At 69.5% G+C, this 24,066-nt stretch carries 19 protein-coding genes; 12 read left to right on the top strand and 7 right to left on the bottom strand.

Features of this window, described 5'->3' with window-relative positions; genetic code table 11:
* Positions 1-15 precede the first annotated feature (15 nt).
* The 3 genes from ACWC09_RS25100 to ACWC09_RS25090 are packed head-to-tail and all read left to right on the top strand — an operon-like array spanning position 16 to position 2,324.
* A complete protein-coding gene (locus tag ACWC09_RS25100) occupies positions 16-819 on the top strand; it encodes an alpha/beta fold hydrolase (protein ID WP_450852834.1) in 804 nt (267 codons plus the stop codon).
* Positions 816-1,292, top strand: coding sequence for a GlcG/HbpS family heme-binding protein (locus ACWC09_RS25095; RefSeq protein ID WP_450852833.1), 477 nt, complete (start codon positions 816-818; stop codon positions 1,290-1,292). The genes ACWC09_RS25100 and ACWC09_RS25095 overlap by 4 nt, the downstream gene beginning before the upstream one ends.
* A gap of 3 nt (positions 1,293-1,295) precedes the next feature.
* Complete coding sequence (locus ACWC09_RS25090; RefSeq protein ID WP_450852832.1) at positions 1,296-2,324, top strand: methionine synthase II (cobalamin-independent)-like protein; 1,029 nt, start codon at positions 1,296-1,298, stop codon at positions 2,322-2,324.
* 36 nt (positions 2,325-2,360) lie between these two features.
* Here ACWC09_RS25090 and ACWC09_RS25085 read toward each other — a convergent pair whose 3' ends face one another.
* Positions 2,361-2,657 (bottom strand): putative quinol monooxygenase, encoded by a 297-nt coding sequence (locus ACWC09_RS25085; protein WP_450852831.1) that lies wholly within the window; start codon positions 2,655-2,657, stop codon positions 2,361-2,363.
* Between the two features lie 231 nt (positions 2,658-2,888).
* Between ACWC09_RS25085 and ACWC09_RS25080 the strand changes: the two genes are divergently transcribed.
* The 6 genes from ACWC09_RS25080 (at position 2,889) to ACWC09_RS25055 (ending at position 10,820) form a co-directional block, all read left to right on the top strand.
* A complete protein-coding gene (locus ACWC09_RS25080) occupies positions 2,889-4,355 on the top strand; it encodes an aldehyde dehydrogenase family protein (RefSeq protein WP_450852830.1) in 1,467 nt (488 codons plus the stop codon).
* The gene (lhgO, locus tag ACWC09_RS25075) at positions 4,348-5,565 is read left to right on the top strand and encodes an L-2-hydroxyglutarate oxidase (protein WP_450852829.1); all 1,218 of its coding nucleotides are present in this window, start codon (positions 4,348-4,350) and stop codon (positions 5,563-5,565) included. The genes ACWC09_RS25080 and lhgO overlap by 8 nt, the downstream gene beginning before the upstream one ends.
* A 141-nt stretch (positions 5,566-5,706) precedes the next feature.
* Positions 5,707-6,567, top strand: a complete 861-nt coding sequence (locus tag ACWC09_RS25070; protein ID WP_450852828.1) for an amidohydrolase family protein — start codon at positions 5,707-5,709, stop codon at positions 6,565-6,567.
* Between the two features lie 13 nt (positions 6,568-6,580).
* Positions 6,581-8,290 (top strand): thiamine pyrophosphate-dependent enzyme, encoded by a 1,710-nt coding sequence (locus ACWC09_RS25065; protein WP_450852827.1) that lies wholly within the window; start codon positions 6,581-6,583, stop codon positions 8,288-8,290.
* A gap of 14 nt (positions 8,291-8,304) precedes the next feature.
* On the top strand, positions 8,305-9,372 hold the full coding sequence (locus ACWC09_RS25060; RefSeq protein WP_450852826.1) for an Ldh family oxidoreductase: 1,068 nt from the start codon (positions 8,305-8,307) through the stop codon (positions 9,370-9,372).
* A gap of 86 nt (positions 9,373-9,458) precedes the next feature.
* Positions 9,459-10,820 (top strand): aminomethyl transferase family protein, encoded by a 1,362-nt coding sequence (locus ACWC09_RS25055; RefSeq protein ID WP_450852825.1) that lies wholly within the window; start codon positions 9,459-9,461, stop codon positions 10,818-10,820.
* A gap of 808 nt (positions 10,821-11,628) precedes the next feature.
* Here the strand turns inward: ACWC09_RS25055 and ACWC09_RS25050 are convergent.
* Together ACWC09_RS25050 and ACWC09_RS25045 are read right to left on the bottom strand one after the other, a co-directional pair.
* Positions 11,629-12,540, bottom strand: coding sequence for a LysR family transcriptional regulator (locus ACWC09_RS25050; protein ID WP_450852824.1), 912 nt, complete (start codon positions 12,538-12,540; stop codon positions 11,629-11,631).
* A gap of 477 nt (positions 12,541-13,017) precedes the next feature.
* On the bottom strand, positions 13,018-14,361 hold the full coding sequence (locus ACWC09_RS25045) for an aminomethyl transferase family protein (protein ID WP_450852823.1): 1,344 nt from the start codon (positions 14,359-14,361) through the stop codon (positions 13,018-13,020).
* A gap of 138 nt (positions 14,362-14,499) precedes the next feature.
* On the opposite strand from ACWC09_RS25045, the gene ACWC09_RS25040 reads away from it, so the two are divergent.
* A complete protein-coding gene (locus ACWC09_RS25040; protein ID WP_450852822.1) occupies positions 14,500-14,994 on the top strand; it encodes a MarR family winged helix-turn-helix transcriptional regulator in 495 nt (164 codons plus the stop codon).
* A gap of 149 nt (positions 14,995-15,143) precedes the next feature.
* On the opposite strand, the gene ACWC09_RS25035 is transcribed toward ACWC09_RS25040, so the two are convergent.
* The 3 genes from ACWC09_RS25035 to ACWC09_RS25025 are packed head-to-tail and all read right to left on the bottom strand — an operon-like array spanning position 15,144 to position 18,926.
* The gene (locus ACWC09_RS25035; protein WP_450852821.1) at positions 15,144-16,172 is read right to left on the bottom strand and encodes an ABC transporter permease; all 1,029 of its coding nucleotides are present in this window, start codon (positions 16,170-16,172) and stop codon (positions 15,144-15,146) included.
* Positions 16,172-17,755, bottom strand: a complete 1,584-nt coding sequence (locus ACWC09_RS25030; RefSeq protein ID WP_450852820.1) for a sugar ABC transporter ATP-binding protein — start codon at positions 17,753-17,755, stop codon at positions 16,172-16,174. Before ACWC09_RS25030 ends, ACWC09_RS25035 begins: the two co-directional genes overlap by 1 nt.
* 16 nt (positions 17,756-17,771) lie before the next feature.
* A complete protein-coding gene (locus tag ACWC09_RS25025) occupies positions 17,772-18,926 on the bottom strand; it encodes a sugar ABC transporter substrate-binding protein (protein ID WP_450852819.1) in 1,155 nt (384 codons plus the stop codon).
* A 1,112-nt stretch (positions 18,927-20,038) separates the two neighbouring features.
* Here ACWC09_RS25025 and ACWC09_RS25020 point away from each other — a divergent pair.
* Entirely contained in the window at positions 20,039-22,495 is a 2,457-nt protein-coding gene (locus ACWC09_RS25020; protein ID WP_450852818.1) for an RICIN domain-containing protein, read from the top strand.
* Between the two features lie 171 nt (positions 22,496-22,666).
* Here the strand turns inward: ACWC09_RS25020 and ACWC09_RS25015 are convergent, their stop codons facing one another.
* Entirely contained in the window at positions 22,667-22,819 is a 153-nt protein-coding gene (locus ACWC09_RS25015; protein ID WP_450852817.1) for a hypothetical protein, read from the bottom strand.
* A 312-nt stretch (positions 22,820-23,131) separates the two neighbouring features.
* On the opposite strand from ACWC09_RS25015, the gene folP reads away from it, so the two are divergent.
* Positions 23,132-24,019 carry a dihydropteroate synthase gene (folP, locus tag ACWC09_RS25010; protein WP_450852816.1) on the top strand — a complete coding sequence of 296 codons (888 nt, stop codon included), beginning with the start codon at positions 23,132-23,134 and terminating at the stop codon, positions 24,017-24,019.
* Positions 24,020-24,066: the final 47 nt, after the last annotated feature.

Raw genomic sequence — 24,066 nt, 5'->3', positions numbered from 1 at the left:
CAGGAGTTCATTCCTATGCCCATTGCCGACTCCGACGGCACCTCCATCTACTACGAGCGCCACGGCAGCGGTCCGGCGATCCTGTTCGTGCACGGCAGCGGCGGCCACCATGCCGCATGGTGGCAGCAAGTGGCGGTGCTGCGCGACGAGTTCACCGTCCTCACGGTCGACTTGCGCGGCTTCGGCAACTCCGACGCCCCGGTCCCTCCGCACTCGTCCAGGCCCGAGTTCGACGGGCAGGACTTCCCCGGTGACGTGGTCGCCGTCCTCGACCAGGAGGACCTGACCGATGTGATGCTCGTCGGCCAGTCCATCGGTTCCGTCGCCGCACTCCGTGCCGGCCTGCTGCGCCCCGAACGGGTCGGCTCGGTCGTCCTCGGACACTCCCTGGGCGGCATCAGCCACCCCGAGCTGAAGGAGCTCGCCGCCGCCGACCGCGCCGAGGCCGTCAAGCTCCCCGTCATCGACCGCCTGCTCACCCGGCGATTCCAGCAGGAGCGGGCCGACCTCACCTTCCTCTTCCAGCAGATGGGCACCTTCAACGTGGCGAAGATGGCCGACCTGCGCAACCTCGACACAGGCGGCCCGGCTCTGGACGACATCCAGGCCTCGGGCGTCAAGGTCGCCTTCCTGGCCGGTGAGAAGGACGCGGTGCTCAGCGTGAAGACCGTGACCCGCGCCCATGAGCTGCTGCCCGGCTCCCACCTGGAGATCGTCAGCGGTGCCCCGCACTCCATGTACTGGGAGGTGCCCGACCAGTACAACGCCACTGTCGCCCGCCTGCGCCGCACCCTCACCGCACCGAAGGAAACAGCATGAGCAGCCTCACCCTCGACGCCGCCGACGTGATCGTCGACGCGGCCCTGAAGCGCGCCCAGTCCGCCGGAAAGGCGGTGAGTGTCGCCGTGGTGGACGCGGGCGGCTTCGTCATGAGCGTCCGCCGAGCGGACGGCGCGCGTCCGCTCACCCCTGACATCGCCCGCGCCAAGGCCTACACGGCTGCCGTGATGCAGCGCCCGGGCAAGATGCTGAAGACATGGCAGGAGACCCAGCCGGTCTTCTTCTCCCAGCTCTCCCAGCTCCCTGGCGCGGCCCTGCCGATCATGGCCACCGAGGGCAGCGTCACCATCAAGAAGGACGGCGAGATCATCGGCGGCCTCGGCATCGCCGGCGGCACCGCCGACGAGGACCAGCAGATCGCCGACGAGGTCCTCGAATCCCTCGGCTACGAGCTGGAGTTCGCCGCCTGGGGCGTCGCGGGCACACCGGCCACGCCCGGAAAGGACGCCTGAGCCATGGCGGACACGTTCAACTACCGCATCGACCACCACGGCAGCCTGGTCCGCCCCGCCGAGTTGACCGCCGCACGAGCGGGCGGTGACCCGCAGGCACTGCGGGAGGCAGAACTCCGGGCAGTCCAGGAGGCCGTGGCCTACCAGCGCAAGCTGCGCTCCACCGTCGTCACCGACGGCGACTTCCCCCGCGAGGATTTCCGCAGTTCCGTCCTCGACGCCGTCTCCGGTTTCCGTCGTACGGACGAGGCGGGCCCGGACGGTCTCACCCGCTGGGTGGCGGAGTCGCTGCCGAAGGCCGGCGGCCCGCTGCTCGCGGACTGGGCCGCGCGGCTGGCCGAGCTGACGGTGATCGCGCCGAAGGCGTCGCTGCCCTCTCCCGCGTACTTGGCCGCCACCACCTTCGTGCCCGGCCTCGGCCCGGCCTCCGCCCGCGAGCTCGGCGAGGCACTCGCGGAGATCGTCCACACCGAGATCGAGCTGCTGGTCTCCAAGGGCGTACGCCTGATCCAGCTCAACAACCCGCTCCTGCTGGCCCAGCTGGACACCGACCCGGCCGACCCGGGCGCGCTGTCGTTCGAGGAAGCGCTCGCCGTCGACGCGTTGGCGGTACGGCCGGGCGCGCGCCCTGAGGAAGTACGGATCGGGGTGGCACCGGGCTGGGTGGCGCCGGCGGCGGTGGACCGGGCTCGCGCCGAGAAGATGTACGGCGCGATCACGGCCGACCGCTGGGTCCTGCCGTTCGACCGGGGGACCGAGGCCGAACTCGACCTCGTCAGGGCGCTGCCCGAGGACCGGGACGTGTGCCTGGGCGTCGTGGACGCGACCGTGCCGCAGCTGGAGGAACTCGACACGGTGATGGCCAGGATCGACGCGGTGGGCGAGTTCAAGGACCTGGAGGACGCGGCCGTGTCGCCGTCCCGGGGCTTCGCCGACGTGGCGGACCGGCCGCTGCTGAGCGCGGAGGAGCAGCGCGGGAAGATGGTCCTGGTGGAGACGGTCGCCCGGTACGTCTGGGGCAACGAGTTCTGACGGCGAAGGGGCCGGGAGTCCCGGCCCCCGACCGGCTCACATCGACTCGGCGAACGTCACCGACCGGTCCGTCAGGAGCGGCCACGTTGTCTTCACGATCAGCTCCTGGAAGTGCTCGGCCGCTTTGTGGGCCTCGAAGCCGGCCCGGTCGGTGTAGCGCTCGTAGAGGAGGAAGCCACTGAAGCCACCGGGCTCGTCGACCACGGCGTGCACCTCGTACATGAGGTTGGCCGGCTCGGTGTGGGTGGCCTCCTGGGCCTTCAGCAGCGCGGCACGCACCGTGGCCTCGTCGGCGGGTGCGCAGCGGTAGTGGGCGATGACTGCGTAGGCCATGTCTGTTTCCCCTCGGCTGTGTGACGGGTCCCGGCGGCGTCGTACATGCCGTCCGGCCTGCCGATTCCAGCACGGATCATGCGCCCGCCGACCCTGCGTACGACGCAAGCATTGACTGCCCCCACGGGGCTGGTGAGCCGCTCCCCCATGGTGTGTTGTTCGCATCCGGCCCGCACGGCCGTTCTGAAGTGCAGCCCGCGTCACCGCGGCGGACGAAGGAAGTGAATTCTCATGCGTACGGTGGAAATCCTCTCCGGCGGGGAGTGGGTCACGACCGGGGAGTGGATCGACGTCCACGACCCGGCCGACGTCCGCACCCCGGTCGCCCGGATCCCCGCCCTCGCCGCCAAGGACGTCACCCGGTCATACGACCACGCCGCGCGCGGCTTCGCCGTCTGGAAGCGCACCAGCCCCTTCGAGCGGGCCCGGATCATGACCGACGCGGCCCGGCTGATCCGCGAGCGGGCCGACGCCATCGCGGCCGACGTCACCGCCGAGAACGGCAAGACCCTGGCCGAGGCCCGGGGCGAGACCTTGAAGGCCGCCGACTTCCTGGAGTACTACGCCGGGCTGGCGCGCCAGGGCTACGGCACCCTCCTGCACGACGTACGCCCGAACCACCGAACGCACACCCAGCGCGAGCCGATCGGCGTGATCCTGGTGATCAGCCCCTGGAACGACCCGCTGATCACCCCGGCCCGCAAGCTCGCCCCGCTCCTGGCGGCGGGCAACGCGGCCGTGTTCAAGCCGGCCACCGAAACCCCGCTCTCCGGTCTGCACTTCGTGCGCGCCCTGCACGACGCCGGGCTGCCGGCCGGTGTGCTCAACGTCGTCACCGGCCGTACGGCCGAGATCGAGGAGGCCCTCCTCGACGACCCGCGGATCGCCGGCATCACCTTCACCGGCTCCAACTCCGTCGGAAACCACATCCGTTGCCGTCTCGCCGACCGCAACGTCCGCTTCCAGGGCGAACTCGGCGGCAAGAACGCCTCCGTCGTCCTCGCCGACGCCGACCTGCCGGCCGCCGCGAAGGCCGTCGTCGCCGCGGCCTTCGGCCAGGCCGGGCAGCGGTGCACCGCGACCAGCCGGGTGATCGTCGAGCGGCCGGTGTACGAGGAGTTCGCCCGGTTGCTGGTCGCCGAGGCCGAGACGCTGAAGACCGGACCGGGCAACGACCCGGCGACCACCCTGTGCCCGCTGTCCAGCCCCAGGCAGCGGGACGCCGTCCTCGCCGACATCGGCCGCGCGGTCGAGCAGGGCGCCACCGTCCTCACCGGCGGCCGCGCGGACACCGAGGGCGAGCGCGCGCACGGCTGCTACGTCCAGCCCACCGTGCTGGCCGACGTCACCGACGAGACGGCGATCTGGCGCGAGGAGGTCTTCGGACCGGTCCTCGCCGTCCGCGCGGTCGACGACTTCGCGTCCGCCGTCGAGGCCGTCAACGACTCCGACTTCGGTCTCGCCGCCGCCGTCTTCACCCGCGACCTGGCCAGGGCCCACCGCTTCGCCGACGAGGCCGAGTGCGGACAGGTCGCCGTCAACACGACCACCACCGGCTGGGACGTCCACCTGCCCTTCGGCGGGTTCCGCGACTCCGGCACCGCCTACAAGGAGCAGGGCGAGGAAGTCCTGCGCTTCTCCACGCGGCTCAAGACGGTCGCCATCAACCTCGGTTCCCCGGAGCAGAACCGTGGTTGACGAGACGGTCGGCATCGTCGGCGCCGGCATCGTGGGACTGGCCACGGCCCGCGAGATCGCCCTGCGCCGACCCGGCACCCGGGTCGTGGTCTTCGAGAAGGAGCAAGAGGTCTCGCTCCACCAGACCGGACACAACTCGGGCGTCGTCCACGCCGGCATCTACTACACCCCCGGCAGCCTGAAGGCCGACCTCACGGTCCGGGGCGTGTCCCTGCTGCGTGAGTACTGCCAGGACCGCGAGTTGCCGTACAAGGAGATCGGCAAGCTGGTCGTGGCCGTTCGCGAGGACGAGCTCGACCGCATGAACAGCCTCTACGAGCGGGCCAGGAACAACCATGTGCCCGACCTGAGGAAGATCTCCAAGGAGGAGATCCGGGAGCTGGAGCCGAACGCCGGCGGAGTCGCCGCCCTGCACTCCCCGCGCACCGCGATCACCGACTACCCGGCGATCGCCCGCGCCTTCGCCGAGGACGTGACCGACTCCGGCGGGGACGTGAAGCTCGGCTTTCCGGTCACCGGCATCACCGACGTGCCCGGCGGCATCGAGGTCGCCTCGGCACAGGAACGCGTCCGCGTGGACCGGCTGATCCTGTGCGCGGGCCTGCAGTCCGACGCCGTGGCGAAACTGGCCCAGGACGGACAGGAGCCGCGGATCATCCCGTTCCGAGGCGAGTACATGCTGCTCAAGCCCGAGAAGACCGACCTGGTCCGCGGCCTGATCTACCCGGTGCCCGATCCGCGTTATCCCTTCCTCGGCGTGCACTTCACCCCGCGCGTCGACGGCTCGGTCGAGGTCGGCCCCAACGCGGTCCTCGCGCTGGCCCGGGAGGGCTACACCCGCACGCGCGTCTCGCCGAAGGACCTTTTCGGCCTCGCCACCTACCCCGGCACCTGGAAGATGGCCGCCCAGCACTGGCGTACCGGCATCCGGGAGTACCGCGGCTCGTTCTCCATGACCGCCTTCATGAAGGACGCCAAGCTGTACGTCCCCGGAGTCGGCGCCAAGGACGTCGTCCGCGGCGGCGCGGGCGTACGCGCCCAGGCACTGGACCGCGACGGCACCCTCGTGGACGACTTCCGCATCCACCGGACGGGCCGCGTCACCGCCGTACGCAATGCCCCCTCGCCGGCGGCCACGGCCTCCATGGCGATCGCCGAGCACATCGTCCACGCCGTCTTCGAGGACGCGTCCACGACCCGGCACCCGTGACTTCCGAGAACGCCCTGCTCACAGCGCACTTTCACGCAACAACAGCTTGCACTCCTGGGGACTCCGCAAGGACGCGAGGCCCGCCTAGCGTTCCTTCGTAACACCCCACCCCACTGCCGCGAAGAGAAAGAGGTTCGGGACATGTTCGTCGTCGACACCCAGATCCACATCTGGCTGGAAGAGACCCCGGACCGCCCTTGGGTGCCCGGCGCGCGGGAGCGCATCCGTCTCAACGGGCACCGCGAGGACCCCTTCTCCTACGAGGAGGCGCTCGAGCTGATGGACGAGGCCGGTGTCAACCGGGCGCTGATCCTGCCGCCGTCCTGGGAGGGTGACCGCATCGACTACGCCCTGGAGGCGTGCGAGGCGCACCCGGACCGTTTCGGCATCATGGCCCGCATTCCGCAGAACAAGCCCGAAGAGGGCAAGGCGATGCTCAAGGACTTCGCGCAGAACCCGCACGTGAAGGGCACGCGGCTGACCTTCCACCGGCCGATCGACCGCAACTGGATGATCGACGGCACCAACGACTGGTACTGGCCGATCGCCGAGGAACTGCGCATCCCGACGATGGTCCACGCCCCGATCTGGAAGCGCGAGCTCGGCGAGATCGCCGCCAAGCACCCCGAGCTGAAGATCATCATCGACCACATGGGCATCATGGCCCGCTGCGTCGACGACGCGATCGGCTACTGGGTCCAGGAGACCGCCGACCTGACCGTCCACCCGAACATCTACGTCAAGGTCTCGGCGCTCCCCGGCTACTCCACCCAGCCCTTCCCGAACAACAACATCCAGAAGTACGTGCGCGAGATGGTCGACAAGATGGGCCCGCAGCGCTGCTTCTACGGCACCGACATCACCCGGCTGCTCGGCCACGGCATCACCTACACCGACACGATCGAGCAGTTCACCAAGCACTGGGACTTCACGCCGGAGGAGCTCGAATGGATCATGGGCCGCGGCATTTCCGAGGTCCTGAACTGGCCGATCGAGGGCTGAGGAACCACACGACATGACGGACACCGACCACACACGGGGTACCGACGGCGGTGATGCCTTCGTCTCCGCCTTCAACGCCGTCGGCGCTGACTACATCTTCTGCTCATCGGGGTCCGAGTGGGCTCCCGTCTGGGAGTCGCTGGCCCGCCGCCACCGGGACGGCGAGCCCGCCCCGCAGTATCTGGACCTCACCCACGAGACCGTCGCCGTCGGCATGGCCACCGGCTACGGACTCGTCAAGCGCCGCCCGCAGGGGGTTCTGCTGCACGCGGCCCCCGGCCTGCTCCAGGGCTCCATGGCCGTCCACGGCGCGCTGCTCGCCGGCGTACCGATGGTGGTCGCCTCCTCGGAGTCGACCACGTACGGCGACGGCCCCGGGCAGGACCCGGGCGGACAGTGGTACCGCAACCTGTCCGTCGTGGGAGGCCCGCACGGAGTGGCCCAGCCGTTCACGAAGTGGTCGAACGAGGCCGCCAGCGTGCACACCCTGCCCACAATGATCACGCGTGCCGCCGAACTGTCCTGGCGGGCCCCGGCGGGACCGGCGTACCTGAACATCCCTCTGGAGATCCTCCTCGAGGAGTGGGACGGCCGCGAGGCCAAGCCCATCGTCGCGCCGGGCTCCACCCACAGCTCACCCGAAGAGGTCGACCCCGTCGCCCAGATGATCCGCGAGGCCGCCAACCCCGTGATCGTCACGGAGACCGCAGGCCGCGAGGCCGGTGGCTTCGAGGCCCTTCTCGCCTTCGCCGAGGCCTGGAACATCCCGGTCGTCGAACCCGACTCGGCGGTCTGCGGCAACTTCCCCCGCGACCACCCGCTGCACGCGGGCAGCGAGATCGGGCCCTGGCTGGACGAGGCGGACCTGATCCTCCTGGTCAACTGCCGGGCCCCGTTCTACCCGCCCAGCAGGCGCCCCGCGAAGGCACAGGTCGTCGTCATCGACGAGGTCCCGCAGCGCCCGCACGTCGTCTACCAGGTGCTGTTCGCCGACCGGTACCTGGAGGGCAACGTCGCCAACACGCTGCGCCAGCTCACCAAGCGCGCCACAGGCCTCGACGTGGCCGCCGTCACCGCGCGGCGCTCGGCACAGGAGGAGCGGCACGCCGACGAGCAGGCCGCGATCGCCGCCGCCGAGGCGAGAGCGGCGCAGGGCGAGGGCATCGACCCGGTGCTCGTCGCCGCGACCCTGCGCAGGCTCCTCGACGGGCAGGACGGCATCGTCGTCGACGAGACCATCACCCACAGCCGCGTCGTCAAGCGCCATGTCCGGACCGATGCCCCCGACTCCTACTTCTACGTACAGGGCGGCCTGGGCCAGGGCATCGCGGTCGCCCTCGGCGTCAAACTCGCCGCCCAGGAGCGCCCCGTGGTGCTCACCATCGGCGACGGAGCCTTCGCGTACAACCCGGTCATCCCGTCGTACGACGCCTCTACGGCGTACCAACTGCCGCTGCTGATCGTGGTGTTCAACAACCGCGTCTACAAATCCATGAACCTCAACCACCGTCGCTTCTACCCCGAGGGCGCGGCCGCCGAGACGGGGGAGTGGCTGGGCACCGACCTGCACCGCCTGCCCCGACTGGCCGCGTTCGCCGAGCCGTTCGGCATGCACGCCGAGACCGTCGACACCGCGGACGCGCTCGGGCCCGCGCTGGAGCGCGCCCTCAAGGCCGTGGCCGAGGGCACCACCGCCGTCGTCGACGTCCTCGTCACCCGCTGATCCAGGAGGCACCCATGTCCCACGCACCGTCCAAGGTGCTGGTCCCCGCCGAGGACCTGCGTACCTTCTCCGCAGCCCTCCTGGAGAAGGGCGGCCTGAGCGCCGAGCACGCCGCCACCACCGCCGCCGTGTTCGTCTGGGCCGCCCTGCGCGGCGTCGACTCCCATGGCATCGCCCGCGTCCCCGCCTACCTGGAGTTGCTCGCCCAGGGCGTCGCCAACGCGCGGCCCGAGATCACGATCGAGTCGACCACTCCGGCCGCCGCGGTCGTCGACGCGGACCGGGCACCCGGCCCGGTTGCCCTCACCGCGGCTGCCCACGAGGCGGTGCGGCGGGCCCGGGAGACCGGCATCGCCTCCGTGGGCGTACGGCAGACCGTGCACACCGGCGCCATCGGCTACTACGTCTCGAAGATCGCCGAACAGGGCCTGGTCGGCCTCGGCTTCGTCGCCGGCATGCCCAACATGGGCTACACCGGCGTCAAGGGCGCCGCCGTGGCCACCAGCCCGCTCGCCGTCGCCGTACCCGCCCAGGACCACGCCCCGCTGCTGCTCGACATGGCCACCGCCACCATCGCGCTGGGCAAGATCCGCCAGGCCAGGGCGAGCGGCACCCCGCTGCCCGAGGGTGCCGCCGCGACGGAGGACGGCACACCCACCACCGACCCGGAGAAGGCGGTCATGCCCCTTCCCCTGGGCGGTGCCAAGGGCTCCGGTATGTCCCTGGCGTTCGAGCTGCTCACCAGCGTGCTGGTCGGCGCGCCGATCTTCTCCGCGTTCCACTCGGACGACCCGAAGGGCCGCAAACACCGCCAGAACGCCCTACTCATCGCCCTCGACCCGGCGGCCTTCGGCGACCTGAACGCCTTCACCGCGGCAGTCGACGGCACTCTGAGCACCCTCAAGGGGCTCCCGGTCTCCGAGGGCGCGGGCGGCGTGTACTACCCCGGCGAACGCAGCGCAGGCGTGGCCGAGCTGCGGGCCGCGCAGGGGGTACCGGTGGCGCCGAAGGTCTGGCGCGAACTGGCGGAGAACGCGGCCAAGTTGGGCGTCACCCCGCCGGAGACCACGCCGGACGCGTGACGGGGCCGACGTAGCCGCACGTTTCAGTTGGTCTGGACAGCCCCATAGCCCCACAGCCCATAGCCCCATGAGCGGGAGGATGACCCGTGGACATCACCGAAGCCCAGCGCGCCACGTATGAAGCAGTGCTGCGACTGAAGGACGCCCCCTTCATCGCGCAGCGGCCGGCGTACTTCAGCCCTGCCGCGGCAGCCCAGGCCGAGAGCAACAACCTTCAGGCCTACGGTCACTTCGCCCAGACCCTGCTGCCTCTTGAGTACACCGGCTGGATCGACGAGTGCAGTGCGCACGTCGCTTCCTGCTACATCGGCGACTGGTCGCCGCTGCACAAGCTCGTCGTCCGGGGGAGCCAGGCGCGGGCCTTCCTCGCCTGGCACGGCATGAGGGACCTGTCCCGCTTCGAGGTCGGACAGATCAAGCATCACGTCCAGCTCGACGAGAACGGCTGGGTGGCGTCCGAAGGGGTCCTGTGCCGCCTGGGCGAGGAGGAGTTCCTCTACACGGCCGGAAGCGGGGACTGGCTGCTGTGGCGGTTGAGCCAGGGGAGCTGGGACGCGGAGATCGAGGACGTCAGCCCCGAGCAGTTCATCTTCGGCATCCAGGGTCCGGCGGCCCTGGACACGATGGAGAAGTTGACCGGGGAGAGCCTGCGGGACATCGCCTTCTGCCGGAGCCGGATGTCCAGCATCAACGGCGTCCCCGTACGTGTTCTCCGTACGGGCATCTCCGGCGAACTCGGCTATGAGCTGCACGGCCCGGTCGGACATGCCAACGAGATCTGGTCGGCAGCGGTCGAGAGCGGCGGCCAGTTCGGGATCCGACAGCTCGGCTTCCGCTCCCAGCCCGTCCAGCACATTGAGGCGGGCATCGCCACCAACGGCCTCGACTACATTTCCTCGTCCGTCGTCACCCCCGCCGTGCCCAGGCAGTTCAGGATGGCCTTCCCCGGAGGCAGCTTCGTACCGGAGAACGGCGTCACCGACTACTTCCGCAAGCCCGCAGAACTGGGTTGGGGCTTCCGCAAGGGCGTCCCCGACCGCGACTTCCTGGGACGCGACGCGCTGGTCGCCGACGCCGCCAAGGGGGAGCCGTACCGGAAGCTCGTCGGTCTGCGCTGGAACGCCTCCGACGTGGCCGCCATCCTCGCCGCGACGCTGGGCGAAGGCGACCTGCCCGACGCCATGGAACTGCCCCGGGGCCGCGGCCCGGTCTTCGACCAGGTTCTGGTCGGCGGACGGTGTGTCGGCGCCTCTACGGGCCGGACGGTCAGCGTGAACCTGCGATCGACCATCTCTCTCTGCGTGATCGACCCGGCCCATGCCGGGCCCGGGACGGAGGTGGTGGTGCTGTGGGGGAAGCCGGGAACCGCGCAGCGTGAGATCCGGGCGACAGTGGCGGCACTGCCCTTCAAGCCCGACAGGCGGCGAACGGACGTCTCCGCGCTGTAGCCGAGGTCCCTGGACGCGCGTCGCCGTGGCCCCTCCCACGGCGCGCCGTGTGGGCACAAGTTGATCCCGGTCGTCCCAGTCGTCTTCCCTGCCCGATCGCCTGAGGCGATCGGGCTGCGAAAACGACCTGAGACGCTGGTCCCTTTGCCTCCGACGGGAGACCGTGCTGGGGACGGTCGCGGGAGTTTCGGCGTAGGCCACGCAGCCGGTCATCATGCCGTCGCTCGCGGGCTCCGTGAACATACTTCAATACGTCCAGCGCACCGTCGCACGGAGCCGCCGGCGAATCGACGCCGCCTTCTGGCCGCATTCTCCGGCGCGGCTCCGCCCTGCCCTGATCGGCCTCCGTGCATAGGGCAGGACGCCGGCAACGCGGCGGCCGGGCCCTCCTCGGAGGATGAGTCCCGGCCCAGTCGGCGGACGACGACAGCCTCAGGCTGATCAGGCATGACGCCATCACGACGGGATCGGCGGGCGTTGACGGACCACTCGTCTTCACCTGCGCCCGAGATGTCACGAGCAGCGCCCAGGTGCCGGCGCGACTGCGACGGTGTGGCTGAGGGACGTCGGACGCGCGGTACGGCTCGCCGCCGGCGCGGTCGGCTCCCGCTTCGGCGGCTGCGAGCACACCTGCCTCGGCCGCTCCGTGCGAGCCTGCCGCCTGCCGCGGCTCTGGCGAACGTGCGGCCGAGCCCTCTGCTCAACATCCATCAGGCAGGGCTGGACTGCCTGGTCCGCGCCGACTCCGGCCTGCTCGACGGCTTGTCGGCTGATCGTCTCCGAGCGGGCTTCCACGCCGGACGTTCCGTCAGGTTCCGAGCACGGGAATCGGGTTCTCCCTGAACCACCGGGTGAGGAACTCCAGCAGGGCGACGATCTTCCGCGGCACGGTCTGGCCGGGCCCATAGACCGCGAACAGCGGGCGGTCGGGAACGGGGAGTGAGGGGAGCTGGGCCAGGAGTGCCCCGGAGACCAGGTCCTCGTAAGCCGACCGCTGGGGGAGCAGGGCGATGCCGAGGCCCTGGACGGCGGCCTTCTGCAGGGCGATGTACGAGTTCGACGAGAAGGCCACATTACGGATCTTGTGCAGGCTGGAGGTGGCCCCCTCTCCGAGACGCCAGACCGGCTCGTTGACATGCACTAGGCAGTCATGAGCGGTCAGGTCGTTGGGGTGGTCGAGGGAGCCGTTGCGTTTGACGTACGCCTCGGACGCGCACAGGGTGAAGGGGAGAGACGCGATCTTCTTGAGGTGCACCCGGGAATCCCGCAGGTCCCGCGTGTGCAGGGCGACGTCAAAACCGCTGTCCAGGAAGTCGTAGGTGCGCTCCGACAGGCCTCCCAGTTCGAACCGTACGGAGATCTTCGGATGCGCGGCGGCGAACGCGGCGATGGCGTCGCCGACGTCCAGGCCCCCGATCCACTTGGGGCAGACGACGCTCAGCTGGCCTTCCGCCCGGTCGTGCTGCTGCCCGATCTGGGCCTCTTCCGCCTCGATCTCGGCAAGGATCCGGGCTGCGAACTCGCAGTAGCGCAGCCCCTGTTCGGTCAGGCTCACGGAACGGGCGGTGCGGTTGACGAGCCGGACACCGATCTGCCGTTCCAGTTCCGCCACGTGTCGTGAGACGAGGGAGCCGGACGAGTTGAGCGTTCGGGCGGCTCCATTGAAACTGCCGAGCTGCGCGACGGTGACGAAGCTGCGCATCAGGAGCATGCGGTCCATGGGGATCCTCCAGTAGGACACGGCTGAGGCCTGCCTCCGGCCGTGTCCTACATGAGATGTGCTTGGTGCAGCTAGAACGATTTAGTCGGAGGGTAGCAGAGGCTTCTGCTTCCTGCGAGAGGTTGGTATGTCCCAAATATCGAGCACGCTGGGCCTTCCGCTGCATTGCCGCAGGGGCCCTCGCCCGACCCGAAGTGCGGTCCCCGCACCGTGGGTTCGATCGCCGCGCCGGTGCCCCTGCCGGCAGGATTGGCCTCCTCGGGGGGCTGACCTCGCCGGTCACGGCTGGTTCTCCGGCAGCCCTTCCCTGCGTCGGCGTCGCCACCACGCGATGGCATTCGTACTCGAACCAACTCCGCTGGCGAGACGTTCAGGGGGTTCTGGCCTTCGTGCGCCGCGACAGCAGTGTGAGGGGCGAGCGCCCGCGGTCGATCGCGTCCTGCAGAGTCAAGTCATCCATGAAGGCGCTCCACTCGGTCAGCGCTTCTTTGCCGGGAACGGGCGTGCCATGACCGTTCCGCGCACGCGGGTCTGGGAGTGGCGCTCGACGGCCGGGTTCGGCGAGCCGCCGTTCGGTTCGCCCCATACGACCTCCACCTGGTCGCCGGCTGCGGCGGCCGGGTCGATCGTGCCGAGCGAGATCCAGCCGCGCACGTTCGCGGAGTACGAGGTGAGCATCGCCGCTCCGACGAGTTCGCCGTCCTTTTCCACCCGGTCGAACTGGCAGGCGGTGTAGAACGCCGCAGGCATCTCGATGTACTTGAAGCGCTGGTCGCCCTTCTCGTACATGCTCGCGAAGATCTTCGCGACATCGTCGCGGTCCCAGAGCACCCAGGCCTTGCGGCGGTGCGGCTGGTCCTTGATCGCCTCGAGTCCCTCGCGCCCGACGAAGTCGTGGTCGAACTTGAGGATGTGGCCGTATCCGAGATCCCACGGGGTGGTGTAGTAGTCCTCGATCCGGTCGGTGACCCAACTGCCGCCGAGCGCGAGGTTGCCCTCGAACGAACGCGCCGAGTGCCACTCGCGGAACGCCTTCATGTCCTCGCCGGTGTAGGTCGCCGGCAGCGTGTTGGCGATCCAGCCGGACTCGGTGGCGACCGAGGCGTACGCGCGGGCGCCGACCTGGCGCACGCCGTACTCGGCGCCGGCCTCCAGGATGATGTCGCGCACCGACTCGATGTCCGCGTACGGCCCGGTGAACTCGTAGCCAGGGAAGCCGGACATCCGGTGGTTGAGCGCGGTGACCTGGTGTGGGCCGACCTTGAAGCTCCCCATGGTGAAGAACGGGATGTCGGGCATCGGGCCGCCGTTGACCTTCTCGAAGATCGCCGCGGCGTGCGGGCCCTGCAACTGGAGCCGGAACAGCTCCCGGCCCTTCGGGTTGTTCACGGTGCGCTCGTCCCGGCGGACGGTGACGTCCCAGCCGCCGGTGGCCGCGTTGAACTCGACCCAGTTGAGGGCGGGCGGACGGCCCACGATCCGGACGTGGTGGTCGTCGATGCAGAACAGGATGCAGTCGCCGATCATGTAGCCGTCAGGGCGGACCGTGATGAGCTGCTTCGCGCTGCCGGGGCCGAAGCCCTGGAAGCTGTTCGCCCCGAGGTGTTCGAGCAGCCGGTACGTGTCCAGCCCCTGCAGGACGAGGTCCGGCATGTGGTGCGACAGGTCCATCAGTGCCGCGCTGTTGCGCCACGCCTCCTGCTCGTCGCGCCAGTTGGTGAACTCGGCCTTGATCGGGAACGGGTACGCCCCGGAGCGCCCCTGCCGGAGCAGGGCGAGCGCCCCTCCCGCCTTGTTGATCTCTTCTTCGAGACTGGGCATGGCATTCCTTCCACTCTGCGCCGCACACGGCCTCGTCGCCGTGTGATCGTGAGGCTATATCAGACGTCTGAAAAGTTTGAAGACAGCTGAAGTAATATTCCGCGCGGATAATGGCTTCACTCGGAACGGAGGGCGACCATGTCGTTGGCAACGGGCGAAGCGGGCTTCGCGTGGGAGCACGGGGTGCCTCATGTGCTCTGGCGGGCCCAGCAGGCGGTGCACCGCCGCGTCCATACCGCACTCGACGGGCTCGGCGTCACGGTGACCCAGCTCGGCCTCGCCGTCCACCTCGACGAACTCGGCCTGCTGTCCGCCTCGGACCTCGCTCGCCGCTTCCACATCACGCCGCAGAGCGTGACCACGGCACTCTCACAGCTCGAGCGCATCGGGTGGGTCCGGCGGCTGCCGCATCCCGTGCACAAGCGCGTCATCCTCCACGAGCTCACCGAGACCGGCCTCGCCGGCGTCGTGGACGGCCGCGCGCGCATGGCCGAGGTCGACCGCGTCCTGACAGAGATGCTGGGCGACGGTAAGGACGAACTCGTCGGACGGCTTCGGGAGCTGACCGTCGCGCTGGAAGGCGAGGACCCGGCCGATGCCGCGATGTGGCCGCTGGCCGGCACCACGTCGTGACGGGCGCGCCTCGCGGGGCGGGAACCCGTAGGCCTGCGTGCCGCTCGCGGCGAAACCGCCGTGGGCGGCACACAGGCTCACCGGACCCGCAGGCCCGCTGCCCGGCCCCTGATCGACGTCGGAGCCGGTCGACCCGCAGCGCGAGGCGATCACGTGCTTCGGCGGCGCAGCACCGTCGCGATGGTGACCGCCGCTATCAGGACACCTCCGTAGAAGACGGAGGAGACCCAGGCTTCCAGGCCCAGGAGTTGGAGCCCGAGGATCCCGGTCTCCAGGAAATAGATGCCGACGAAGGTGCCGATCGGGTTGAAGCGCCCCGGCTGGAGGATCGCGGTGCCGAGGAAGACCGAGGCGAACGTGGGGAGGAGCAGGGTGTCGGACGTGGTCGGGTTGTAACCGCCCAGGGCCGCGACGGCGATGATCGCACCGATGCCGCACAGGGCGCTGGAGGCTACGAAGGAACCGAGGCGGATCCGGTTCACGTGGATGCCCGAGAGCCGGCTGACCTCGCGGTTGGCTCCGACGAACCGGATGTGGCGGCCCAGCGGCGTGAAGGCGAGGACGTACGCGAACGCTGCCACCAGGGCCACGCCGTAGAAGAACGAGATCGGCAGGCCGGCCACGGGGTACAGCGCGAACCTGCCGAAGCCGGTCGGAAGGCCGCTGACCGTGTTGAGGTGGGACATCCAGAGGCTGATGCCCCCGAGGAAGGTGCTCATTCCCAGCGTCGCCACGATGGTGTTGACCCCGACCATGACGACGAGCAGCCCGTTGACCACGCCGACGGTGATCGCGCCCAGGACGGCGACGGCCGCCGCGGGCCACACTCCCCACCCGTGGTCGACGACCAGAACGGGCAGGATGGTGGCGGAGAATCCGAAGGTCGCCGGAACGGACAGGTCCACGAACTCGCCGACACAGATGGTGCACAGCAGCGCCATGGTGAGGAACACCAGTGACTGCTGGGAGCCGAAGATGGTCTGGAAGGTCCCCTCGGTCAGGAACAGCCCCGGCTCCGCGACCGTATATACCGCGATCATGGCTGCCCAGACGCCGATCACCGCGTAACGCGATGCGACGTGCCCGGCCCTGACGGAGACCGATATCGGTTTTGCGTCGCGCGCCGCCTGCGGCGCAGGCGGGGGAGTGTCCGGATCTTTCTGGCGGGTGACGTCCATCAGTCGGCCTGTTCCTTTCCCTGAGGCCTTGTGTCGTCGTCGAAGACGGCGCGCACGATGGCGTCCTGTTCCAGGTCACCGGTGAGCTCCCTGGTGACCTGCCCGTCGCGGAAGACCATCACCCGGTCGCACAGCACCGCGAGGTCGGCGGGGTCGATCGAGGCGATGACGACCGCGCAGCCGTCGCGCGAGGCTGCCCGGATCGCCTCGATGATGTCGTGGCGGGCGCCGACGTCGACTGCCTGCGTCGGTTCGTGCAGCACGAGCAAGTGGGGCGCGTCGGCCAGCCACTTGGCCAGCAGGACTTTCTGCTGGTTGCCGCCGCTGAGCGTGTGGATCGGCGCGTGCGGGTCAGGCGGCCGGATGTCGAGTTTCTCGATCATCGCGGTGGTCTCCTCGGCCTGCCACGCCGCGCCGATCCGCAGTCGGCCGCCGCGGCTCCGCACGCGAGGCAGCGTCAGGTTGTCGGACACCGTAAGCACACCGGCCACTCCCGCCTCCAGTCGGCGTTCGGGTACGAACGCCACCCCCGCGCGCACAAACTCCTTGGTACTGCCGCGCCGACGGTCCAGGGCGAGTTCGCGCCCCTGGACCGACAGCGTGCCGGCGCGGGCCGTGCGTGCGCCCGTCAGTGCCTCGGCCGCCTCGACGAAACCCGAGCCGACCAGCCCGGTCATTCCGAGGACCTCGCCGCGCCGGACCTCGAGGTCGAGGCCGGTCACCGCGCCGACCGCGAGGCCCCGCACGGACGCGACAGGCCGGTCCTGGGCGTGGCTCTCTCGACGGCTGTGCGTGACGAGGTGGCGTCCGAGCATCATGCGGGTGAGTGAAGCCTCGTTCACCTCGCGGGTGGACAGGCCCGCCTCGATCACCGCGCCGTCGCGCAGGACGGTGACCCGGTCGGTCACTTCGACGATCTCCTCCAACTGGTGTGAGATGAGCAGCACCGAGGTGCCCTCCTCGACGAGGGACCGGACCGTCTGGAAGAAGCGGGCCCGCGCCGACCTGCCCAGGGCCCGCGTCGACTCATCGAAGATGATCAGTCCGCTGCCGGGCGGGTGGTCCTGCACCGCCCGGGCGATGGCGACCACGGCGCGATCCTGTGCCGAGAGCGAACCGACCTTCTGGCCGGCATCGAGCGGCCGGCCCAGCCGGGCGAGGACCTGCTCGGCGGCCTGCTGTTCCGCCCGGCGGCTGATCCGCCGGGAGAGCCGGCCCGCGCGGTAGTGGCCAAGCCGTACGTTTTCCCAGACCGTCAGGTCGTCCACCAAGCCGAGATTCTGGTGGACGACCGAGACTCCCGCAGCCCGCTGCCGCATTGGGCGGATCGGCAGGTCCAGACGCAGCCCGTCCACCGCGACGGACGCTCCCGGATCGGGTGAGTACATCCCCGTCAGGATCTTGACGAGCGTGGACTTTCCGCATCCGTTCTGGCCCACGAGCCCGTGCAGCTCTCCGTGAGCGACCTGCAGACGGACATCGCTGAGTGCCCGCGTCGAGCCGAATGTCTTGGACAGCCCGGCCACTTCCAGACGCTGGCGCCGCGTCGTGTCCGGTGGGTGGGCCTGCGAAACAGCGTTCACGGCGTGCACTCCTTCGTCACCCGACGCCCCAGAGCGTGGCGAAGTCCTCGTGGAACGAGTCGTTCCCGAACCACTCACCGGAGGCCTGGGTCGCGGCCGTCACCTTGATGTCGCCGATGTTCTGCTTGGTGAACAGCCGCGTCGGGAAGGGCTCCTCGACGGGTCCGGACTTGGTCATCATGCGCAGGATCTCGTCGGTGAGGGCATATGCGGCATAGGCCTCGTCCACGGCCACGACCGCCTTGACGGCCGAGTTGCCCTTGAGCAGGCCCAGGCCGTTCACCGAACCCGCTGTCACAGACAGGGAGATGCCGGAAGCGCGCCCCGACTGCTGGATGCCCTGGATGGTGGGCTGGAGGCTGTCTTCGAACTGGGTGAAGTAGTAGGTGGCCTTCGGGTTGGCCAGGATGTTGGAACTCGCGTTCGAGGCCAGCAGCGCCGGCGTCGAAGCGGTGATCACCTTGACCTTGACGGTGCAGCCGGGGCAGTACTTCTTGTAGATCGGCAGCGAGTCGGTCACGTACTTCGTAGCCGACGGGTTGTCGGCCGACTCCGTGATGATCAAATTGGCCTTGCCCTTGGAGTCGGCGATGACCCACCAGGCGATGGCGCTCGGTTGGGTGGTCGCCCCCGGCACGTAGGCCACCTGATTGCTGTTGGTGAAACCGGACGGGGGGTCCTGGTCCGCGACGACGATCGGGATGCCCTTCGCCTTGGCCGCGTCGAGAGCGTTCTGGGCCATGCCGTAAGGGATGGCGTCCAGGACGATTCCGGCTGCGTTCGCCGCCATCGCCTGCTGGACACACGCGGCGATCGCGCTGGGTTGGGCCTTGCCGTCACACACCTGCTGTGAGAGCCCCGCCTTGGCAAGCGCCTCGCGCATCGACCGTGCTGCGTCCGCAAAGGCGGGGATCTGCTGGAGGAACGGGATGTAGTAGACCTTGCGGCCCTTGAACTTGGCGACGCCCCGCACGCTTGTGGTGGGGACGGGGTAGTCGGTGACCGCGGCCTGGAGGGCCGCCACCTTCTTCTCGGCCGTGGTGAGGCCCGGGACGGAGGCGGTCTTGTCCGACGAACCTTTGCCGTCGTCGGAGCCGCATCCTGCCAGCGCCGCCGACGCGACGAGCAGGGCCGTGGCCGAGAGCGGCCACCGTCTTCTGATAAGCGCCATTGCTTATGCCTCCGTTGTCGAGAGTCCGTGCCGCCTTGAGCGGGCGCTCGTCACTGCCGGGAGCCGTCAAGGGCGACTGCTCGTGCGGGGACGAGTTTCGAGGGGAAGTTCGGGCCTCGTCGGGCTGCCGTGCGTGATGTCGGGTGGGCAGGTGTCACGATGTCCACCGCCCACGCCTGCCGCGCTGCACAGGCCCCGTTCGTGGGCCGATGCGGGATCGATTGCGGGAAGTCTGGGCACATGGGCAGGTACGCGAAAGGGCGTCGGAGGCAACTAAAGATTGCGCTTCTCGTACTGCCCTGGTCCGCCTGCCGCACGTATGCGCAGCCGCTGCCCTGGACCAGACGCCTGGCCCGTGCGTGTTCGGCGGGCAACGTCGGTAGCCGTTGTCGTACCGAGTGACTCGCCTGCCGGTCGAACGAGGGTTCCCGGCTGGGTGATCTTCCGGTCGCCCGGATATGAAGGCGGCTCCTCGTGCAACTTATGGTTGCGAATTTCGTTGCGTCAGAGCCGTTGTCCGTCCGACCCTTCGACCATAGGTTGCGGTTCTGATCGAATCTTTTCGATCTGTTGCGGCTTTGGCTCAATGGAGAGGCCGATTGTCGTGGTATGTGACGTAAATCCGAACAGGATCAAACATTCGGCCTCTGGTTTCGCGGTGTCGGCGTCGGGCGCGACACCAAGGCGCGCGTCCCTGGCCGCCGTTGCGGCCGGGGGCGGCGGCGTCATGTACGCAGTCGGCCCCGGCCGGGCGTCGATTTCCCCCCGTCGCGCCGTGCCCGCGACTGCCCCCTGGCTTTCCCCTGGCGGAACAGGTGGCTTCTTAGGTACGCCCGTCCGCCGGACCAGGCCCTCGGCCGACGCCGGATCCGCGTAGTCACCGAACCCCCTTCTGTGCGGGGCGCCCGGCTGCACCATTCGCGGTCCGGCCTACCCCGGCGCAAGGGCCCGGCACGCCTGCACGCCCCGGATCCGCGGCGCGGAGGCGTGCGCTCCCATACCTGTTCCCCCGTGCTGTGCCTGCGCCGGTGCCCGGACTCGATGCCGGGGCACCGGCCTGGGCTGCACGGGCGCGGCCAGTACAGCGGTACACCCACCCCAGGAGAACCACCGTGTGCAACGTCCTGAGTCTGCGTAGCAGACGCATCAGACCGACGGCCGTCGTGGCCGTCCTGCTCCTCGCTCTCGCACTGCTCAACGGGCGTCTCCCGACCCCGGCGTACGCCGTCACGAACACCGCGGTCACGGTGGACGGCACGAGCAGCGGGCGCACCTTCGACGGCATCGGGGCGGTCAGCGGCGGAGGCGGCAACACCCGTCTGCTGTACGACTACCCGGCCACCCAGCGCAACCAGATCCTCGACTACCTCTTCAAGCCGGGCTACGGAGCCGACCTGCAGATACTCAAGGTCGAGGTCGGCGGTGACACCAACTCCACCGACGGCGCCGAGGCCAGCATCGAGCACACCAAGGGCACCATCGACTGCAACGCGGGCTACGAGTGGTGGCTGATGGAGCAGGCCAAGGCACGCAACCCGAACATCAAGCTCTCCGCACTGTCCTGGGGCGCGCCCGGCTGGATCGGGAGCGGCACCTTCTACTCCCAGGACATGATCGACTACCTGATGTCCTGGCTCGGCTGCGCCAAGCAGCACGGCCTGAGCATCGACTACATCGGCGGCTGGAACGAGAGGAACTTCAACGCGACCTGGCTCGAGAACCTGAAGTCGGCCCTGGTTTCGAACGGCTACACCTCGACGCAGCTGGTCGGTGGCGACCTTGCTAACTGGAACATCGCCACCAGCATGAAGAGCGACACCAACCTCTACAACGCCGTGGACATCGTCGGCGCCCACTACCCGTGCGTCTTCCCGGCGATGAAGAGCTGCTCCTCCACCTCCGACGCCCAGACACTCGGCAAGCCGATCTGGGCCAGCGAGAGCGGCTCCGAGAACACCGAGAACGGCGCGGCCCCCGTCGCCCGCGGCCTCAACCGCGGTTACATCGACGCCAAGATGACCGCCTACATCAACTGGCCCATCGTCGCGTCCACCTACCAGAACCTCATCTTCCACGACCAGGGCCTGATCACCGCCAACCAGCCGTGGTCGGGTAACTACTTCGTGGGCCGCACCACATGGGCCATCGCCCAGACCACGCAGTTCACCTCGCCCGGCTGGAAGTACCTCGACACGGCCAGCGGTTACCTCGGCGGCGACCGCGCCAACGGCAGCTACGTCAGCTACGCCGCAGCCGACAAGAGCGCCTGGAGCAGCGCCTTCGAGACGATGGACGCCTCCGCGTCCCAGACGGTCACGATGAACGTCGCCGGCGGCCTGCCCGGCGGCACCCTGCACGTGTGGTCCACCGACCTGTCCGCCCCGGGGACCGCGACCCCGCGCATGGTCCGCAACGCCGACCTGACGGCCAGCGGCGGGACATACACGCTGACCCTGGCCCCCGGCCACATCTACACCGTGACCACCACCACCGGTCAGGGCGCGGGCACCACCACGCCTCCCCAGCGCACCCAGCTCGCGCTGCCGTACTCCGACAGCTTCGCCGGATACAGCACCGGGCAGGAGGCCAAGTACCTCTCCTCGATGAACGGCGCGTTCCAGGCGGCCTCCTGCGGCGGCGGCCGGAGCGGCGAGTGCCTGCGCCAGATGGCGCCGGTCACGCCGATCCCCTGGGTCACCACGTCCAGTACTCAGCCTTACACCCTCATGGGCGACCTGAGCTGGAGCAACTACACGGTCAGCTCCGACGTACTGCTCGAGAAGAGCTCAAGCGCCGCCGAGATCCTCGGCCGGGCCGGCACCCAGGCGAGGGGCAACGACGGTCTGAACGCGTACCACCTGCGGCTGAGCGACACCGGCGCCTGGTCGCTGCTGAAGAGCGACACCTCGTGGACCTGGACCACCCTGGCCAGCGGCACGGTGACCGCCCCCGGCACGAACACCTGGCACCACCTCGCCCTGTCCTTCCAGGACAGCACGATCACCGCCAAGATCGACGGCACCACCGTCGACACGGTCACCGACACCAGCTACGGCGGCGGCCAGGTCGGCCTCGGCACCATGGGGTACTACCCCGTCCAGTACTCCAACCTGTCCATCACCCCGGGCACGGTGCCCGACCTCTCCGGCACCTACAAGATCCTCAGCGTCAATAGCGGCAAGGCCCTCGACGCCGTCGGGCGCGGTACCGCCGATGGCACCCTGATCGACCAGTGGACCTACAACGGCGGCACCAACCAGCAGTGGACGCTGGCCCGGAACAGCGCCGGGTACTACACCATCACCGGCGTCGGCAGCGGCAAGGCGCTCGACATCCCCTATTTCAGCACCTGGACCGGCACCCAGCTGCAGCTGTTCACACCCAACGGCGGCGCCAACCAGCAGTGGGTGATAGCCCCTTCGGGCAACGGCAGCTACACCATCGAGTCACGCGCGGACGGCTACATGCTCGACGTCGCCAAGAACTCGACCGCCGACGGCGCAGCCATCGACGAGTGGCCCACCAACGGCGCCACCAACCAGCAGTGGACCCTGGTCAAGGTCTCCTGACCCGCTGACCCGCTGACCCGCTGACCTGTGGGCGGGTCAGGCCATGCATCGCCGGCCTGACCCGCCCACGACCATGCCCGCATGGCGCCGCGGTCGCCCAGGGACCGGCACCCACCCACCGTGAGAACGACCTTGCCCCGCACCCGCCGGTCGAGCAGCCCGGCGACCGCCTCACCGGCCTTCTCTTGGCTGCCCCGCCAGTCCATGGGCGCGCTGGAACCCGGCCAGACCGACCTGACCGCCGATGGGCTGGATCGGCGTCGGCTCGCCGGACGTCGCACCGATGGGGAGAGCGATGCGGCCGGGCGCGGGGTGCCAGGTCAACCCCGACCTCCCAGGGAGCGACAGCACGATCAGCAGCTCGGTACGGTCGTACTCCGACGCGGCTTGTGACTGACTCGAGCGCGGCGAGACTCCATTCCACGCCCTTTCACAGCGGGATCCACACGCCTCCGCCGCGCCGCTGACCAGAGCTCCGATGACGGGTTCAGTCGCAGTGTGCTGTCGGCTCAGGCCCGCTGCCGGTGTCCGCCGGATCGCGCTAGAACGATTTAGTACACTCTTGTACCCTCCCACAAAATCGATTTAGCGTCCCGTTCCCGCAACAGGGTGCGGGATCAAGGAGGTTTGCCGCCGATGTCGACCACGGAGAGCGCCGCCGCCCGGCGGTCGAGGACATCCCCACGGCCGGAGGGCCTGCCCCGGCCGGACCGATGTCTGGTGATGGGCATTCTCAACGTGACGCCCGACTCCTTCTCCGACGGCGGCCTGTACGCGCGGACGCGGCAGGCTATCGACCGCGGGCTGGATCTGGCCGCCCAAGGCGCGGACATCGTCGACGTGGGCGGTGAGTCCACCCGGCCGGGGGCGCGGCCCGTGGCCCAGGCCGAAGAACTGGCCCGGACGGTCCCGGTGGTGCGGGAACTCGCCCGTGCCGGGGTGTGCGTGAGCATCGACACCATGCACGCGCCCGTGGCCCGAGCCGCTGTCGAGGTGGGAGCGTGTCTGGTCAACGACGTCAGCGGCGGCCTGGCCGACCCGGACATGGTGCCGACGGTCGCCGCGGTGGGTGTCCCGTATGTCGCCACACACTGGCGTGCGCCCAGCCGGGAGATGGACCGCCATGCCGACTACCGTGACGTCGTCGCCGAAGTCGCGGCCGAACTCGATCTGCGCGTACGGCAGTTGAAGGATCAGGGGGTCGACCCGGCCCGCATCGTCCTCGACCCGGGACTCGGCTTCTCCAAGCGAACCGAGCACGACTGGACTCTCTTGGCCGGCCTGGGGACTCTGCGGCGACTGGGCTTCCCGCTGCTCGTCGGCGCGTCGAGGAAGCGGTTCATCGGCGCGGCCCTCGCGAGCGGAGGCGCCGGCGAGGTGCCGCCCGGAGAGCGGGACTCGGCGACGGCCGCCGTCTCCGCGCTCGCTGCCGCGGCGGGCGCGTTCTGCGTCCGTGTGCACGACGTACGCGCGAGCCTCGACGCGGTGCGTATGGCCGCAGCTTACGCGGCGCCCCGACTGTGACGGCCTGTCCGTGGTGCCCATGAGCGCCCGCAGGGTGCATGTGGCGC

The sequence above is a fragment of the Streptomyces sp. NPDC001617 genome (assembly GCF_053596855.1).
The sequence above is the reverse complement of the archived record's forward strand: the minus strand, read 5'-3'. Positions and strand labels throughout refer to the sequence as shown.

What these genes read in the sequence shown, in the direction of transcription:
- ACWC09_RS25100 (WP_450852834.1), top strand. Translation starts at nt 16, where the DNA reads ATGCCCATTGCCGACTCCGACGGCACCTCCATCTACTACGAGCGCCAC.
- ACWC09_RS25070 (WP_450852828.1), top strand. Translation starts at nt 5,707, where the DNA reads ATGTTCGTCGTCGACACCCAGATCCACATCTGGCTGGAAGAGACCCCG.
- ACWC09_RS25040 (WP_450852822.1), top strand. Translation starts at nt 14,500, where the DNA reads ATGTCGTTGGCAACGGGCGAAGCGGGCTTCGCGTGGGAGCACGGGGTG.
- ACWC09_RS25090 (WP_450852832.1), top strand. Translation starts at nt 1,296, where the DNA reads ATGGCGGACACGTTCAACTACCGCATCGACCACCACGGCAGCCTGGTC.
- ACWC09_RS25095 (WP_450852833.1), top strand. Translation starts at nt 816, where the DNA reads ATGAGCAGCCTCACCCTCGACGCCGCCGACGTGATCGTCGACGCGGCC.
- ACWC09_RS25085 (WP_450852831.1), bottom strand. Translation starts at nt 2,657, where the DNA reads ATGGCCTACGCAGTCATCGCCCACTACCGCTGCGCACCCGCCGACGAG.
- ACWC09_RS25045 (WP_450852823.1), bottom strand. Translation starts at nt 14,361, where the DNA reads ATGCCCAGTCTCGAAGAAGAGATCAACAAGGCGGGAGGGGCGCTCGCC.
- ACWC09_RS25025 (WP_450852819.1), bottom strand. Translation starts at nt 18,926, where the DNA reads ATGGCGCTTATCAGAAGACGGTGGCCGCTCTCGGCCACGGCCCTGCTC.
- ACWC09_RS25050 (WP_450852824.1), bottom strand. Translation starts at nt 12,540, where the DNA reads ATGGACCGCATGCTCCTGATGCGCAGCTTCGTCACCGTCGCGCAGCTC.
- ACWC09_RS25080 (WP_450852830.1), top strand. Translation starts at nt 2,889, where the DNA reads ATGCGTACGGTGGAAATCCTCTCCGGCGGGGAGTGGGTCACGACCGGG.
- ACWC09_RS25065 (WP_450852827.1), top strand. Translation starts at nt 6,581, where the DNA reads ATGACGGACACCGACCACACACGGGGTACCGACGGCGGTGATGCCTTC.
- ACWC09_RS25060 (WP_450852826.1), top strand. Translation starts at nt 8,305, where the DNA reads ATGTCCCACGCACCGTCCAAGGTGCTGGTCCCCGCCGAGGACCTGCGT.
- ACWC09_RS25035 (WP_450852821.1), bottom strand. Translation starts at nt 16,172, where the DNA reads ATGGACGTCACCCGCCAGAAAGATCCGGACACTCCCCCGCCTGCGCCG.
- folP (WP_450852816.1), top strand. Translation starts at nt 23,132, where the DNA reads ATGTCGACCACGGAGAGCGCCGCCGCCCGGCGGTCGAGGACATCCCCA.